The organism is Pseudomonas sp. LM13, from assembly GCF_041381355.1.
Classification (GTDB): Bacteria; Pseudomonadota; Gammaproteobacteria; order Pseudomonadales; family Pseudomonadaceae; genus Stutzerimonas; species Stutzerimonas frequens.
In genome coordinates this window covers 134,952-147,806 of sequence record NZ_JACBXH010000002.1, presented here as the reverse complement: position 1 = coordinate 147,806, position 12,855 = coordinate 134,952, and the positions used below count along the sequence as shown (strand labels likewise).

The 12,855-nt window shown below is 66.0% G+C and carries 12 protein-coding genes; 6 read left to right on the top strand and 6 right to left on the bottom strand.

What is annotated here, in order from left to right; translation table 11 throughout:
* The first annotated feature begins 8 nt into the window (after nucleotides 1-8).
* Nucleotides 9-794 carry a biofilm regulation diguanylate cyclase SiaD gene (gene siaD, locus HZR81_RS03440; protein WP_500127343.1) on the top strand — a complete coding sequence of 262 codons (786 nt, stop codon included), beginning with the start codon at nucleotides 9-11 and terminating at the stop codon, nucleotides 792-794.
* A gap of 274 nt (nucleotides 795-1,068) precedes the next feature.
* The gene (gene gdhA / locus HZR81_RS03435; protein WP_500127342.1) at nucleotides 1,069-2,406 is read left to right on the top strand and encodes an NADP-specific glutamate dehydrogenase; all 1,338 of its coding nucleotides are present in this window, start codon (nucleotides 1,069-1,071) and stop codon (nucleotides 2,404-2,406) included.
* 97 nt (nucleotides 2,407-2,503) lie between these two features.
* Here gdhA and HZR81_RS03430 read toward each other — a convergent pair whose 3' ends face one another.
* On the bottom strand, nucleotides 2,504-3,280 hold the full coding sequence (locus HZR81_RS03430; RefSeq protein WP_500127341.1) for a ferredoxin--NADP reductase: 777 nt from the start codon (nucleotides 3,278-3,280) through the stop codon (nucleotides 2,504-2,506).
* 97 nt (nucleotides 3,281-3,377) lie between these two features.
* Here HZR81_RS03430 and HZR81_RS03425 point away from each other — a divergent pair, with 97 nt between their 5' ends.
* Genes HZR81_RS03425 through HZR81_RS03415 form a run of 3 tightly spaced genes read left to right on the top strand, consistent with a single transcriptional unit; the run spans nucleotide 3,378 to nucleotide 5,340 of the window.
* Nucleotides 3,378-4,505: a methyltransferase gene (locus tag HZR81_RS03425; RefSeq protein ID WP_125862654.1), complete on the top strand. Its 1,128-nt coding sequence runs from the start codon at nucleotides 3,378-3,380 to the stop codon at nucleotides 4,503-4,505.
* The gene (locus HZR81_RS03420) at nucleotides 4,502-4,879 is read left to right on the top strand and encodes a MerR family transcriptional regulator (RefSeq protein ID WP_500127340.1); all 378 of its coding nucleotides are present in this window, start codon (nucleotides 4,502-4,504) and stop codon (nucleotides 4,877-4,879) included. Before HZR81_RS03425 ends, HZR81_RS03420 begins: the two co-directional genes overlap by 4 nt.
* A gap of 56 nt (nucleotides 4,880-4,935) precedes the next feature.
* Nucleotides 4,936-5,340 (top strand): carboxymuconolactone decarboxylase family protein, encoded by a 405-nt coding sequence (locus HZR81_RS03415; RefSeq protein WP_500127339.1) that lies wholly within the window; start codon nucleotides 4,936-4,938, stop codon nucleotides 5,338-5,340.
* 34 nt (nucleotides 5,341-5,374) lie between these two features.
* Here the strand turns inward: HZR81_RS03415 and HZR81_RS03410 are convergent, their stop codons facing one another.
* Both HZR81_RS03410 and HZR81_RS03405 read right to left on the bottom strand, forming a co-directional pair.
* Nucleotides 5,375-6,430, bottom strand: a complete 1,056-nt coding sequence (locus tag HZR81_RS03410) for a serine hydrolase (RefSeq protein ID WP_500127338.1) — start codon at nucleotides 6,428-6,430, stop codon at nucleotides 5,375-5,377.
* Complete coding sequence (locus HZR81_RS03405) at nucleotides 6,427-7,506, bottom strand: serine hydrolase (protein WP_500127337.1); 1,080 nt, start codon at nucleotides 7,504-7,506, stop codon at nucleotides 6,427-6,429. The genes HZR81_RS03410 and HZR81_RS03405 overlap by 4 nt, the downstream gene beginning before the upstream one ends.
* A gap of 141 nt (nucleotides 7,507-7,647) precedes the next feature.
* Between HZR81_RS03405 and HZR81_RS03400 the strand changes: the two genes are divergently transcribed.
* Nucleotides 7,648-8,886, top strand: a complete 1,239-nt coding sequence (locus HZR81_RS03400; RefSeq protein WP_500127336.1) for an acyltransferase family protein — start codon at nucleotides 7,648-7,650, stop codon at nucleotides 8,884-8,886.
* Nucleotides 8,887-9,096: 210 nt separating this feature from the next.
* Here HZR81_RS03400 and HZR81_RS03395 read toward each other — a convergent pair whose 3' ends face one another.
* From HZR81_RS03395 to HZR81_RS03385, 3 genes are read right to left on the bottom strand one after another with little or no spacing between them, the layout of a single operon-like run.
* Nucleotides 9,097-11,298 (bottom strand): xanthine dehydrogenase family protein molybdopterin-binding subunit, encoded by a 2,202-nt coding sequence (locus HZR81_RS03395; RefSeq protein WP_500127335.1) that lies wholly within the window; start codon nucleotides 11,296-11,298, stop codon nucleotides 9,097-9,099.
* Nucleotides 11,295-12,281 (bottom strand): FAD binding domain-containing protein, encoded by a 987-nt coding sequence (locus HZR81_RS03390; RefSeq protein ID WP_125853836.1) that lies wholly within the window; start codon nucleotides 12,279-12,281, stop codon nucleotides 11,295-11,297. The genes HZR81_RS03395 and HZR81_RS03390 overlap by 4 nt, the downstream gene beginning before the upstream one ends.
* The gene (locus HZR81_RS03385; protein ID WP_133456229.1) at nucleotides 12,278-12,790 is read right to left on the bottom strand and encodes a (2Fe-2S)-binding protein; all 513 of its coding nucleotides are present in this window, start codon (nucleotides 12,788-12,790) and stop codon (nucleotides 12,278-12,280) included. The genes HZR81_RS03390 and HZR81_RS03385 overlap by 4 nt, the downstream gene beginning before the upstream one ends.
* Between the last annotated feature and the right edge of the window lie 65 nt (nucleotides 12,791-12,855).

Below are 12,855 nucleotides of genomic sequence, written 5' to 3'. Positions count from 1 at the left end.
AGGTCGATATGCGCGGGCCATCACCGCTAGAACAGGAGATCGCCGGTCTCCTCGCCAATCCAGAGTTCGAAGGCCACCCACTGAAGGAGGCCCTCAGCCAGCTGTGGAGCGCCCATCACGATCTGCTCGGGCGCATCGAGCGCATCGCTCGCGTGTCGGATGGCTACCAGAGCATCGCCCGCGAACGCGAGCTGAGCCTGGCGGCGCGTTTCGACAAGCAGCTGCGCCAGCTGGAAAAGGTCGCGCGCATCTCTGACCGCTACCAAATGATGATGCAGGACCTCAACGCCTCGCTGCGTGAGGCCTCGACCCTGGATTCCCTCACTGGGATCGCCAACCGCCGCCTGCTCACCGAACGCTTGCGCGAGGAAAGCGAGCGCGCCAAGCGCTATGCGCGACCGCTGGCGGTGGTGATGCTGGATATCGATCGTTTCAAGGTGATCAACGACGAGTACGGCCATGAAGTCGGTGACCGGGTGCTGATCGAGGTGGTGCGGGTCATGGAGTCGGAAATACGCGAACATGATCTGTGCGGGCGCTGGGGCGGCGAAGAATTCCTCATCCTGATGCCGGAAAGCAGCGCCGAAATGGCCTGCACGGTGATACGCCGTCTTGGCGACAGCATTGCCGCGCTCGGCGTGCGGGTAAACGATGACCTGCTCGGGGTAACCGCCAGCATGGGTATCGCCGAGCTGCGCGCCGACGAAACCTACTCGAGCACCATCAACCGCGCCGACATCGCGCTGCTGAGAGCCAAGCGCAGTGGTCGCAATCGCTGTGAGCTGGCCGACTAGCCATCACCCCACCAGTCACAAGAATGACGCACCCAGCGCTCCAATTCCGTGCAAATCGAGCAACGCCTCCGCCCTGTGAAGTCTGAAGCATCGGGAAACATAGAAACCAGACGCCACGCGCGGAGCCGAGACCTTCAGCACCACTACCCCTCAAACGCACCATTTGGCGGCATGCCAGACTCATGTCGCACTTCCGCGGTGCAAATCAGGTTTGCTACAGTCGCCGGCCAAAATTATTAATGACTGCCAACAAGCGGTCGCCGAGGGCCTACTGATGATCGAAACCGTTGATGCCTTTCTCGCCCGACTGAAGCAACGCGACCCCCACCAACCCGAGTTCCACCAGGCGGTGGAAGAAGTGGTTCGCAGCCTCTGGCCCTTCCTCGAAGCCCATCCGCACTACATGCAGGCCGGCATCATCGAGCGCATGGTCGAGCCGGAGCGCGCCATCATCTTCCGCGTGCCGTGGGTCGACGATCAGGGCCGCGTCCAGGTCAACCGCGGTTTCCGCATCCAGATGAACAGCGCCATCGGCCCGTACAAGGGTGGTCTGCGCTTCCATCCCTCGGTCAATCTCGGCGTCCTCAAGTTCTTGGCCTTCGAGCAGGTCTTCAAGAACTCCCTGACGTCGCTGCCCATGGGCGGCGGCAAGGGCGGCTCGGACTTCAATCCCAAGGGCAAGAGCGACAACGAAGTCATGCGCTTCTGCCAGTCGTTCATGAGCGAGCTGTATCGCCACATCGGTGCCGACCTCGACGTGCCGGCCGGTGACATCGGCGTCGGCGGTCGCGAGATCGGCTTCCTCTTCGGCCAGTACAAGCGCCTGTCCAACCAGTTCACTTCCGTCCTGACCGGCAAGGGCCTGGCCTATGGCGGCAGCCTGATCCGCCCGGAAGCCACCGGCTACGGCTGCGTGTACTTCGCCGAGGAAATGCTCAAGAGCAGCCACAGCAGCTTCGACGGCAAGCGCGTGGCGATCTCCGGTTCCGGCAACGTCGCGCAGTACGCGGCGCAGAAGGTCATGGAACTGGGCGGCCGGGTCGTCTCGCTGTCCGACTCGGGCGGCACCCTGCACTTCCCGGACGGCATGACCGCCGAGCAGTGGGCCTACCTGATGGACCTGAAGAACGTCCGTCGCGGTCGCCTGGAAGAGATGGGCACGCAGTTCGGCGTGACCTACCTGGCCGATCAGCGTCCGTGGAACCTGCCGTGCGACATCGCCCTGCCCTGCGCCACGCAGAACGAACTGGATGGCGAAGACGCCCGCGCACTGCTGAAGAACGGCTGCATCTGCGTGGCCGAAGGCGCGAACATGCCGTCGACCCTGGAGGCCGTCGACCTGTTCCTCGAGGCCGGCATCCTCTACGCACCGGGCAAGGCATCCAACGCCGGTGGTGTGGCCTGTAGCGGTCTGGAGATGAGCCAGAACGCCATGCGCCTGCACTGGACCTCCGGTGAGGTGGATACCAAGCTGCACGGCATCATGCAGTCGATCCACCACGCCTGCGTCGCCCATGGCGAGGAAAACGGCCGGATCAACTACGTCAAAGGCGCCAACATCGCCGGCTTCGTCAAGGTCGCCGATGCCATGCTGGCCCAGGGCGTCGTGTAACGGCCGCGCCGACCGGCAAGCCTGGCCAGAAAGACAAAGCCCCCGTCGGATCGTCCGGCGGGGGCTTTTGCTTTGCGGGGCTTCCCGCGGCAATCGACTACCAGTAGTTCTCCACTGCCACCTGACCGGGCCGGCGGGTCATCGCCAGGTTCAGATCACGGGCTTTCAGTACCGCACGGGTGTCCTCGATCATCTGCGGGTTGCCGCAGAGCATGATCCGCGAATGCTCAGGCGTCAGCTGCAGATCGGCGGCGCGTTCCAGTTCGCCGTTCTCGATCAGCGTAGTGATGCGCCCATGCAGCGCGCCGGGCACCCGTTCGCGCGTGACCACCGGCAGGTGCAGCAGCTTCGTGCCCAGCCCTTCCAGGTAGTCGCGCTGCGGCAGTTCGGCGATCAGCTGCTGGTAGGCCAGTTCACGGGCCTCGCGCACGCTGTAGACAAGAATGATGCGCTCGAAGCGCTGCCAGGCCTCGAAGTCCTGCAGGATCGACAGGAACGGCGCGATACCGGTGCCGGTGGCCAGCAGCCAGAGGTCACGGCCATCGGGAAAGCGATCCAGCGTCAGGAAGCCGAAGGCTTGCTTGTCCACCAGCAACTCGTCGCCGACCTTGAGCCGGCTCAGCTCGCTGGTGAATTCGCCGTCCGGCACCACGATGGAAAAGAAATCGAGAAACTCGTCATGCGGCGCCGAGACCATCGAATAGGCGCGCCAGACGATGCAGCCGCTGGGCTTGCGCACACCGAGGCGGGCGAACTGCCCGGCGGTGAAGCGAAAACCGGGATCGCGGCTGGTACGCAGAGTGAACAGGTTAGGCGTCAACGTCTGCACCTCTAGCAGGCGCTGGCGGGTGAACTTCTCTTCGCTGGCGGTCATACTTCGCTCCCTCCGAGCATCTTTGGGCCCACTGCACGCAGCGCCCGTATGAATCCTTGATACTCCTTTCCGACGCTTACAAACACCGCCAGTTCTCATGCCTATTCTCGATACCCCCTATGCAAGCCTCGATCTGATCCGTCAGCCGGAGCAGCCCAACGAGCCGCTGCAGGCCTTCGATGCCGCCGACGAATACCTGCTGGCCCAGCTGCATGAGCAGGGATTGCCAGCGGCCACGCGAGTGCTGATCCTCAATGACAGCTTCGGCGCCCTGGCTTGCTCGCTGGCCGCACACGTCGCGGTCACCAGCAGCGGCGACTCGCACCTCGGCCACCTGGCATTGCAAAAGAACCTGGCACGTAACGAGCTGCCGGCCGACAGCGTGCGCTTCGTACCTGCCAGCGAGGTCGCCCAGGGCCCGTTCGACCGGGTGCTGATTCGCGTACCGAAAACCCTTGCCCTGCTGGAAGAACAGCTGATCCGCCTGCACGGCCAGCTGGCGCCCGGCGCGCAGGTGATCGCTGCGGCGATGATCAAGCACCTGCCGCGCGCCGCCGGTGATCTGCTGGAGCAGTACATTGGCCCGGTGCAGGCCTCGCTGGCGGTGAAGAAGGCACGTCTGCTCAGCACAACGCCGAGCGCAAAACCGGCGCCGCAGTCGCCCTACCCTACCCGCTACCAGCTCGATCAGCCGAAGCTTGAACTGCTCAACCACGCCAACCTGTTCTGCCGCGAAGGCCTCGATATCGGCACCCGCGCCTTCCTGCCACATCTGCCGCAGGCACTCGGTGCGCTGCGCGTCGCCGATCTCGGCTGCGGCAACGGTGTGCTCGGCATCGTCTACGCGCTGGGCAACCCGCAGGCGCAACTGATACTGGTGGACGAGAGCTACATGGCTGTGCAGTCGGCACGGGAGAACTGGCAGGCAATCCACGGTCAGCGTCCGGTCAAGATTCGCGCCGGCGACGGCCTGGCCGAGCAGCCGCCGGCCTCGCTGGACCTGGTACTGTGCAATCCGCCGTTCCACCAGCAGCAGGTGGTCGGCGACTTCCTCGCCTGGCGCATGTTCACCCAGGCCAAGGCGGCGCTGGCCAAGGGCGGCGAGCTGTGGATCGTCGGCAATCGCCACCTTGGCTATCACCTCAAGCTCAAGCGCCTGTTCGGCAATGCCGAGCAGGTCGCCGCCACGCCGAAGTTCGTCATTCTGCGATCGATCAAGGCATGAGCGAGGTGCCGGTCCGTCTGAGCATCCGGCAGTTCGCCGCACGTACCGGGCTGTCCGCCGACACGCTGCGCTATTACGAGAAGATCGGCCTGCTGCGACAGGTCGCTCGGGATTCCAGCGGCTTTCGCGTCTATGGCCCACGCGACCTGGAGTGGATCGGCTTCATCCTGCGCCTGAAAGACACCGGAATGGCGCTGGACGACATCATCCGCTATGCCGAACTGCGCGAATGCGGCGCTACCACGCTGGCGGCGCGCCAGGCGCTGCTCGAAGAACATGCGGCCCGGCTGCAGGAACGCATCCAGCGCGACCATGATCATCTCGACGCGTTGCGCGCGAAGATCGCCCTGTATCGGCAGCAAACTTCCGCTTGACCTGGAGCTGACTCCAACCCGCAGGCTTTCCTCTAGTCCATCAAGAGGAACGCTCCATGTCTGCATCGACCCGCTACACAGACGGCCTGGCCAAGCTCCAAGAAATTGACGGCGAAGCCGGGCACAAGGTCATCGACAGCCTGCAAGCCATCGCACCGGACCTGGCCCGCTACGTTATCGAGTTTCCCTTCGGCGACATCTATCAGCGCCCCGGCCTGGACCTCCCCCAGCGCGAGCTGGCGACCGTGGCGGCGCTGACCGCGCTCGGCCACTGCCAACCGCAGCTGGCGGTGCACGTTCACGGCGCGCTGAATGTCGGCTGCACGCCGGAGCAGATCGTCGAAGTGGTCATTCAGATGGCGGTTTACGCGGGCTTCCCGGCGGCACTCAATGGCATGCACACCGTGAAGGCGGTATTCGCCGAACGAGGTTTGCTGCCGACCGGCAACGCCAACGAATGACCAACTGCCGGGCTTGCCTTGCTGCAGGCGCGGCTCAGTTCGGCGGCGCCTCGCTCAGCAACGCCTTGCTGATCGCCTGGCCGACCTGTTCGAACAGGCTGCCGGCTTCCTTGCCTTCGTCCAGGCCTTCGGCGCAGGCCACCACGACGATCGCACGGCGCTCGTCCTCTGGCTCGATCACGCCCACATGGCAGGCGCGCTCCAGCTGCGTGCCGGTCTTCTGGATGAAGGGCACGTCCTCCGGCAGCCCGGCCTCGAGCCGGTAGTTGTCATAGGAATCGAGCTTCATGAAGCCGTACAGCAGATCGCGGCTCTCGGCCGACAGCAACTCCCCGCGCACCAGTTTTTCCAGCATCGTGCCGTAGGCCACCAGGCTGCTGGAGTTGAGCTGGCGGGCGTAGTAGCGCTCGTAGGCCTGCTCCATGCTTGCCGCCTTCAACTCGTCCTGCTGCAGATTGAGTACCCGCGCCAGCGCCTCATAACGCGGCTTGCTGAACGGCGCTGAGGCCAGCTCCACCAGCTGCATGTTGTCCAGCTGGGCGGCATCGGGATGTACCTCGCCGTATACGTCGCGCCGCACCTGGGTAAAGCTGGTGATGGCCTCGAAGTCGCCGCCCATGCTCTTGCGGGTGCGCTGGTTGAGCGCATCCTCGCCGACCAGGCGGATCAGCATGTTGGCGGCCGTGTTGTCGCTTTCGATGAGCATTTCCTTGAGCAGATCGCGCAGCGAGTAATCGACGCCGTTGTCCTGCCAGACCAGATCGCCGGAGCCGTCCACCTTGTCCTCCGCCTCCAGCGTCAGCCGCTGATCGAGGCGAAACTCGTCATCGTCGACGCCCTGCAGCACGGCCAGCGCGATCGGCACCTTCACTGCCGAGCCCAGGTACCAGAAGCGCTCGGCGTCGTAGCGCAGCTCGGCATCCTCGCCCAGATGCTTGATGTACACGCCGAGCTTGCCCGGCGACGCCTCGTCGACCCGACGCAGCTCCTGCTCCAGCCCATCCTTCCAGGTCGCCTCGGCCTGTTCGGTGCAGGCCGTCAGGCCGGCCAGTGGCACCAGCAGTGCGCCAAACGCGATCAATCTGCTCATCTTCGAATCAACCCCGCTGCGGCGACGGCCTCGCCGGTGCCACGCAATGCCCGCTCGGCCTGGGTGGTGGAGGCCACCCCGCGCACGCAGGCGACAATGATCAGGCGCTGGGACGTCGAGTCCGCCGCGCCTGGCTGGTCCACCAGCCCGGCATCGCAGATGCGCGCGCGCTGGGTGCCGGTCTTGTGAGCGAATCCGGTGCCGGACGGCAGGCCAGCCTTGATTCGCCGCCCGCCGGTCTCGACCCGGCGCATCACGCTCAGCAGGTACTCGGTGCTCGCCGGCCCCAGCGCGGTGCCGGCATCGAGTGCCGAGAGCAGATCGCCATAGGCCTTCAGCGTGCCGGAGTTGAACGGCGTGGCGTAGTAACGCTCGTAGGCCTCGCCGAGGCTGATGGGCACCAGCGCGCTGCGCTCCACGCCGATCAGCCGCGGCAGCAAGGCCAGGCGGCCGGCGTCGTTCGGCTGCCGCTTGAGGGCGAGAAAGTCCTTGCCGGACAGCGTGCGCGCCGCCGGATGCAGTTCGCCGTAGATCAGCCGTCGCACATCGGCCAGGGTGGTGATCGGCCCGAAGCCCCCGGGCACCAGCTCGCGGGTAACCGCATTGACCTGGTCGATGCCGACGAGGCGGATCAGCATGTCGCTGGCGGTGTTGTCGCTGTGGATCAGCATCTGGTCCAGCAGATAACGCGCGCTCAGCGCCTTGCCCGGCGCATGGCGGTTGGTCGGGCCGGCACCGTCGACGTAGTCGCTGGCAAGCAGGGTCACCGGGCTGTCCAGCGTCAAGTCGTCCTGCTCGACACGGCGCATCACCGCGATGGCGATCGGCACCTTGACCGTCGAGGCCAGGTACCAGGCGTCTTCGCCATGGTAGGAGACCGAGATGCCGGTCTGCATGTCCTTGACGTAGACGCCCAGTTGCCCCGGTGTCTGCCTGTCCACCTGGGCCAGACGCGCCAGTAACGGGCCGCTCCATTCGATGCTGTCCTGCGCCACGGCGCGCTGGGCAAGCGGCAGCGTGATCAGCAGCAGACATAGAACGGCGAGCGGTGAACGTAGCGGGGCGGGCAACAACATGGGCCTCCGGATCGATGGTGCATTTCCTTCCTATCCGACCACCGGCGCCGGCTGCCGTGCGCCGGGTCCCGATTACCGGTGCAGCGCAACCGCTGGCGTCGCTGCGAGTCCGATGACTATCAACCGACACAGGAGCGGGCTGTGGCGCGCACCGAACATTTCATCGGACTGGAGTGGCTGCGCTTTCTGCTGGCCATCTATGTCGTGCTGTTCCATACCGTGCACGCCTACGTCGAGGACGAGCCGACCTGGCTCTCGGAGCTGGCCGGCGTCGGCTTCTTCGCCACCAGCAGCTTCTTCGTCCTCTCCGGCTTTCTGCTGGCGCACGTCTATTGTCGGCAGGGCGAACTGCGCGAGCCGGCGCGGCATTTCCTCGGCAAACGCCTGGCCAACCTCTACCCGCTGCACCTGTTCTCGCTGCTGCTGACGGCCATCGTGCTGACCATCATCGCCAAGCTAGGCATTCCGCCGGACGACGCCAAGGCGAGCCTGCGCTATGTGGTCTACGACACCAACGAGGAGCTCAGCGGCGAGGCCCGCGACGCCCTCGAGTACTTCATGAACAACCGCGAGCTGGCGTTCAACTTCATTCTGCAGCTGCTGATGCTGCATGCCTGGAACCCGCTGTACCTGACGTTCAACCCGCCGCTGTGGTCGATCTCCACGCTGTTCTTCTTCTACCTGTGCTTCCCGCTGCTGGCACCGCGCCTGATGCGCCTGCGCCACAAGGGCTGGTGGCTGCTGGCGATCGCCGCGCTCTACCTGCTGCCGCCGCTGTGGGCAATCCAGCAGGATGCCTACGGCATTCCCGTCACCGGCATGCTGCACCGCATGCCGCTGCTGCGGCTGCCGGAATTTCTCGCCGGCATTCTGCTCTGCGGGCTGTTCCGCGAATGGCGAGCGGCCGGCGGGCAACTCGGCATCGCAGCACGGCTGGCACTGGGGGCCTTCGTGCTGGCGAGCTTTCTGGCCACGGTGTGGCTGCTCAAGGGCGAACGCTACTGGTATTTCCTGTTGCACAACGGCCTGCTGCTGCCGGCGCAACTGGCACTGGTCTGGCTCTGCGCGCTGATCGCCACGCCACGCAGTGCCGCAGTGGTCGGCTGGTCACAGCGCCTCGGCGCGGCCTCGTTGCCGCTGTTCGTGCTGCATGTGCCGGTGTTCATCCTCTTCTCGCGCTCGGAGAAGCTGCTCGGGGCACTGTCGGCCGAATGCTTCGAGGACTGGGCCGATTGCGTGGCTCAGGCGGGGGAACTGGCGCTGACGCCAGCCTTCTATCCGCTGTATCTGGGATTGTGCATCGTGGTCTGCGTGCTGGCGCAGGAGCGAGCGGTGGTACCGGTGAGGCAGTTCCTGCTGAGGCGAGTATTGAAGGTTTGATGCAGGGGCGCGTGAAGTCGCATGCCCATGCGCGCCAGAACAAGCGAAGAAAGATCGCGACCGAAAATCTACAGGCAACACGGACCCAAACCCCTCCGAACGCGTAGCGTCCAAAACGGCGCGCCCACCACGCCGCTGCGTGGGCACGATCAGCTGCTCCAGCTGACGCAGCCGCACCGGCGGGCCGAAGCCCACCCAGCGCGCCGGCGACTACAGCAATTTATCCAGGGTAATCGGCAGGTCCCTAACCCGCTTGCCGGTCGCGTTGTAGACCGCATTGGCCACCGCCGCCGCCACGCCGACGATACCGATCTCCCCTACTCCCTTCGACCCGAGCTCGTTGACCACCTCGTCGTGTTCCTCGACGAAGATCACCTCGACCTCTGGAATGTCCGCGTTCACCGGGATGTGGTACTCGGCGAGGTTGTGGTTCATGTAGCGGCCGAGCCGGTGGTCGATCAGCGTCTCCTCGTGCAGCGCCTGGCCGATGCCCCATACCACGCCGCCGACGATCTGGTTGCCGGCCGTCTTCGGGTTGACGATTCGTCCGGCGGCGATCGCGCTGACCACGCGACTGACCTTGATGGTGCCAAGGTCCTCGTCGACGCGCACCTCGACGAACACTGCCGAATGGGTCGCGGTGGCCCAGGCGTCGCGCTTCTCGTCAGGCTTGACGCTGGCTTCGGCGTCCAGCGCCCCGCTGACCTGGACGATGTCGCGCAGCGCCACGGCATGTTCGCCGGTTTTCAGCCGCAGCTGCCCATCGACGAACTCCACCGCGTCCAGACTCGCCCCGGTGAACGGCGAGGCCGGCGACTGCTGCACGGCGTCCAGCAGCTTCTGCCGCAGGCCGGCGCAGGCCCGCTGCACCGCGCTGCCCACCGAAGACACGGTGGCCGAACCGCCTTCGAGCGGCGCCTGCGGCAGGCTGGAGTCGCCGAGACGGAATTCCACCTCGCTCATCGGCAGGCCCATCGCGTCGGCGGCGATCTGGGTCATCGCGGTGTAGGTGCCGGTGCCGATGTCGGCGGTGGCGCTGGTTACCAGCAGCCTTCCGTCCGCGTCGAGACAGGCGCGAGCGGAGGCAGGCATCTGCATCGCCTCCCAGACACCGGTGGCCATGCCCATGCCGACCAGCTGATGGCCGTCGCGCAGACTGCGTGGTTGCGTCGGGCGCCGCGACCAGCCGAAACGCTCGGCACCCTGCTGGTAGCAGGCACGCAGCTCCTTGCTGGAATAGCGCTTGCCCTCGTTGCCGTTGGTCTCGGTGTAGTTGCGCAAGCGCAGCTCCAACGGATCGATACCGACTTCATACGCCAGCTCGTCCATCGCGCACTCCAGCGCATAGACGCCAATGGTCGCCCCCGGGGCGCGCATGTCCAGCGGGGTATAGACGTCCAGCGGTGCCAGACGGTAGCCGAGGCGCACGTTGTCGCAGGCGTAGAGCATGCCGGACCACTCCACCTCGTGCTCGGTGAAGTCCTCGAAGCGCGAGGTCTGGCCGATGGCCCTGTGCTCGATGGCCTGCAACCGCCCTTCGCCATCGGCGGCGAGCTTGAGCTGCTGGACGGTCCGCGGGCGATAGCCGAAGGTGAACATCTGCTGGCGAGTCAGCTCGACGCGCACCGAAGCCTTGAGCTTGAGCGCGGCCATTACCGCCAGCGGCAGCTGGTACTGCGGGCGCAGGCCGGAGCCAAAGGCGCCGCCGACGAAGGGCGACAGCACGCGGATCTTGCCCTCCATGTCGAACACCTGCTCCAGGTAGCGCTGGCAGTTCTGCACGCCCTGGGTCTTGTCGTGGATCAGCAGCTCCCCGCCCGGCTGGTACTGGACGATGGAAGCATGCGGCTCCATGGGGTTGTGGTGTTCCACCGGGGTCTCGTACTCACGGTCGATGTGATTTGCCGCCGCCGCGAACGCCGAGTCGAAATCACCACGCGGCTCGGGGAGCTCGGCAGGCGCATCGTGGGCCTGATCGCGCACGGCCTGCAGATCGGTCTGGTGTGCCTCGACTTCGTATTCGACTCGCACCAGGCTCGCCGCATGGCGCGCCAGGGCCTGGGTCTCGGCCACCACCAGCGCCAGAGGCTGGCCGCTGTAGAGCACGCGATCGTTGTACAGCGGGCGGAACGGCGAGCCTTCGGCGGCATCGTCGTCCTCGTAGGGCTTGTCGTAGCTGGCCACCGGCGGTCGGTTCTGATGGGTCAGCACCAGGCGCACGCCGGGCAATGCCTCGGCCGCGGCGGCATCGATGCGCGTGACTCGGCCACGGGCGATGCTGCTCGAGACCACCGCGCCGTAGAGCAGCCCCGGCACCTCGGCTTCGGCGGCATAACAGGCCTTGCCGGTGACCTTGAGCGGGCCGTCGACGCGGTCCAGCGGCTTGCCGAGTGGAGAGTTGGCGCTGTTCATCGGACGGTTCCTCCGGCGGCTTCGGTGAGAGCGCGCACGATGGCGCGATGGGCCAGGTCGATCTTGAAGGCATTGTCGGCAAGCGGTTGCGCACCTTGCAGCAGGCGATCGGCCGCCGCGGCGAACTTCGCCGGCTCGGCGCGCTGACCACTGAGCAGGTCTTCGGCTTCCTCCAGGCGCCAGGGTTTGTGGGCCACGCCGCCCAGGGCGATGCGTGCGCGACGGATGACGTCGCCATCGACCTCCAGCGCGGCGGCAACGGAGACCAGCGCGAAAGCGTAGGACGCGCGGTCACGCACCTTGAGGTAGGCGCAGTGGCTGGCGAAGCCCTCCACCGGCAGTTCGACGGCGGTGATCAGCTCGCCTTCGGTGAGCACGTTGTCCAGCTGCGGCTGGTCGCCGGGCAGGCGGTGAAAGTCCACCAGGTCGACGCGCCGCTGGCCATGTGGCCCTTCGATGTGCACCCGCGCGTCCAGCGCAGCCAGCGCGACGCACATGTCCGAGGGATGCACGGCGACGCACGCCTCGCTGGCACCGAGGATGGCGTGGATGCGGTTGCGTCCGTCGCGTGCGCCGCAGCCGGACCCCGGCTCGCGCTTGTTGCACGGGGTGGCGGTGTCATAGAAGTAGTAGCAGCGGGTGCGCTGCAGCAGGTTACCGCCGGTGCTGGCCATGTTGCGCAGCTGCGGCGATGCGCCGGCAAGAATGGCCTTGCTCAGCAGCGGGTAGCGCTGCTCGATCTGCGGGTGCCAGGCCAGGTCGGCGTTGCTCACCAGCGCACCGATGCGCAGGCCACCCTCGGCGGTCTGTTCGATCTCGCGCAGCGGCAGGCCGTTGATGTCGATCAGCTGGCCCGGATGCAGCACGTTTTCCTTCATCAGGTCGAGCAGGTTGGTGCCACCGGCGATATAGCGGCTGTCCGGCCCGTGCAGGGCGATGGCCTGGTCGATACGTTCGGGGCGCTGGTAGCTGAACGGCGTCATTGCGCACCCTCCTGGCCACGTAGCACCGGCAGTGCCTCCTCGATGGCGGCGAGGATGTTCGGATAGGCGCCGCAGCGGCAGAGGTTGCCGCTCATGTGTTCGCGGATCTCGTCGCGGCTGCTGGCGCGGTGCTCGGCCGCGAGCCCGGCCGCCGAGCAGATCTGCCCCGGCGTGCAATAACCACACTGGAAGGCATCGTGCTTGACGAAGGCGGCCTGCAGCGGATGCAGCGCCTCGGCGCTGGCCAGGCCCTCGATGGTGGTCAGACGCGCGCCGTCGTGCATCACCGCCAGGGTCAGGCAACTGTTGATGCGCCGCCCGTCGAGCAGCACCGTGCAGGCGCCGCACTGGCCGTGATCGCAGCCTTTCTTGGTGCCGGTCAGGCCGAGCTGGTCGCGCAGCAGGTCGAGCAAGGTGGTCCAGGGTTGCACCTGGAGCTCACGGCGTTCGCCGTTCAGCTCCAGGCTGATGGTGCAGGTCTGGCCTGCAGCTGAAGAATGTTCGCTCATGGCAGCCTCACGGTTTGGGCATTGGTGTGCGCTGTCCGTGCGTCTTGGGGTACGACTGGCGTGGC

Excerpts from the sequence above, each read along its gene's own strand:
- siaD (WP_500127343.1), top strand. The coding sequence starts at position 9 with ATGCGCGGGCCATCACCGCTAGAACAGGAGATCGCCGGTCTCCTCGCC.
- gdhA (WP_500127342.1), top strand. The coding sequence starts at position 1,069 with ATGATCGAAACCGTTGATGCCTTTCTCGCCCGACTGAAGCAACGCGAC.
- HZR81_RS03430 (WP_500127341.1), bottom strand. The coding sequence starts at position 3,280 with ATGACCGCCAGCGAAGAGAAGTTCACCCGCCAGCGCCTGCTAGAGGTG.
- HZR81_RS03425 (WP_125862654.1), top strand. The coding sequence starts at position 3,378 with ATGCCTATTCTCGATACCCCCTATGCAAGCCTCGATCTGATCCGTCAG.
- HZR81_RS03420 (WP_500127340.1), top strand. The coding sequence starts at position 4,502 with ATGAGCGAGGTGCCGGTCCGTCTGAGCATCCGGCAGTTCGCCGCACGT.
- HZR81_RS03415 (WP_500127339.1), top strand. The coding sequence starts at position 4,936 with ATGTCTGCATCGACCCGCTACACAGACGGCCTGGCCAAGCTCCAAGAA.
- HZR81_RS03410 (WP_500127338.1), bottom strand. The coding sequence starts at position 6,430 with ATGAGCAGATTGATCGCGTTTGGCGCACTGCTGGTGCCACTGGCCGGC.
- HZR81_RS03405 (WP_500127337.1), bottom strand. The coding sequence starts at position 7,506 with ATGTTGTTGCCCGCCCCGCTACGTTCACCGCTCGCCGTTCTATGTCTG.
- HZR81_RS03395 (WP_500127335.1), bottom strand. The coding sequence starts at position 11,298 with ATGAACAGCGCCAACTCTCCACTCGGCAAGCCGCTGGACCGCGTCGAC.
- HZR81_RS03390 (WP_125853836.1), bottom strand. The coding sequence starts at position 12,281 with ATGACGCCGTTCAGCTACCAGCGCCCCGAACGTATCGACCAGGCCATC.
- HZR81_RS03385 (WP_133456229.1), bottom strand. The coding sequence starts at position 12,790 with ATGAGCGAACATTCTTCAGCTGCAGGCCAGACCTGCACCATCAGCCTG.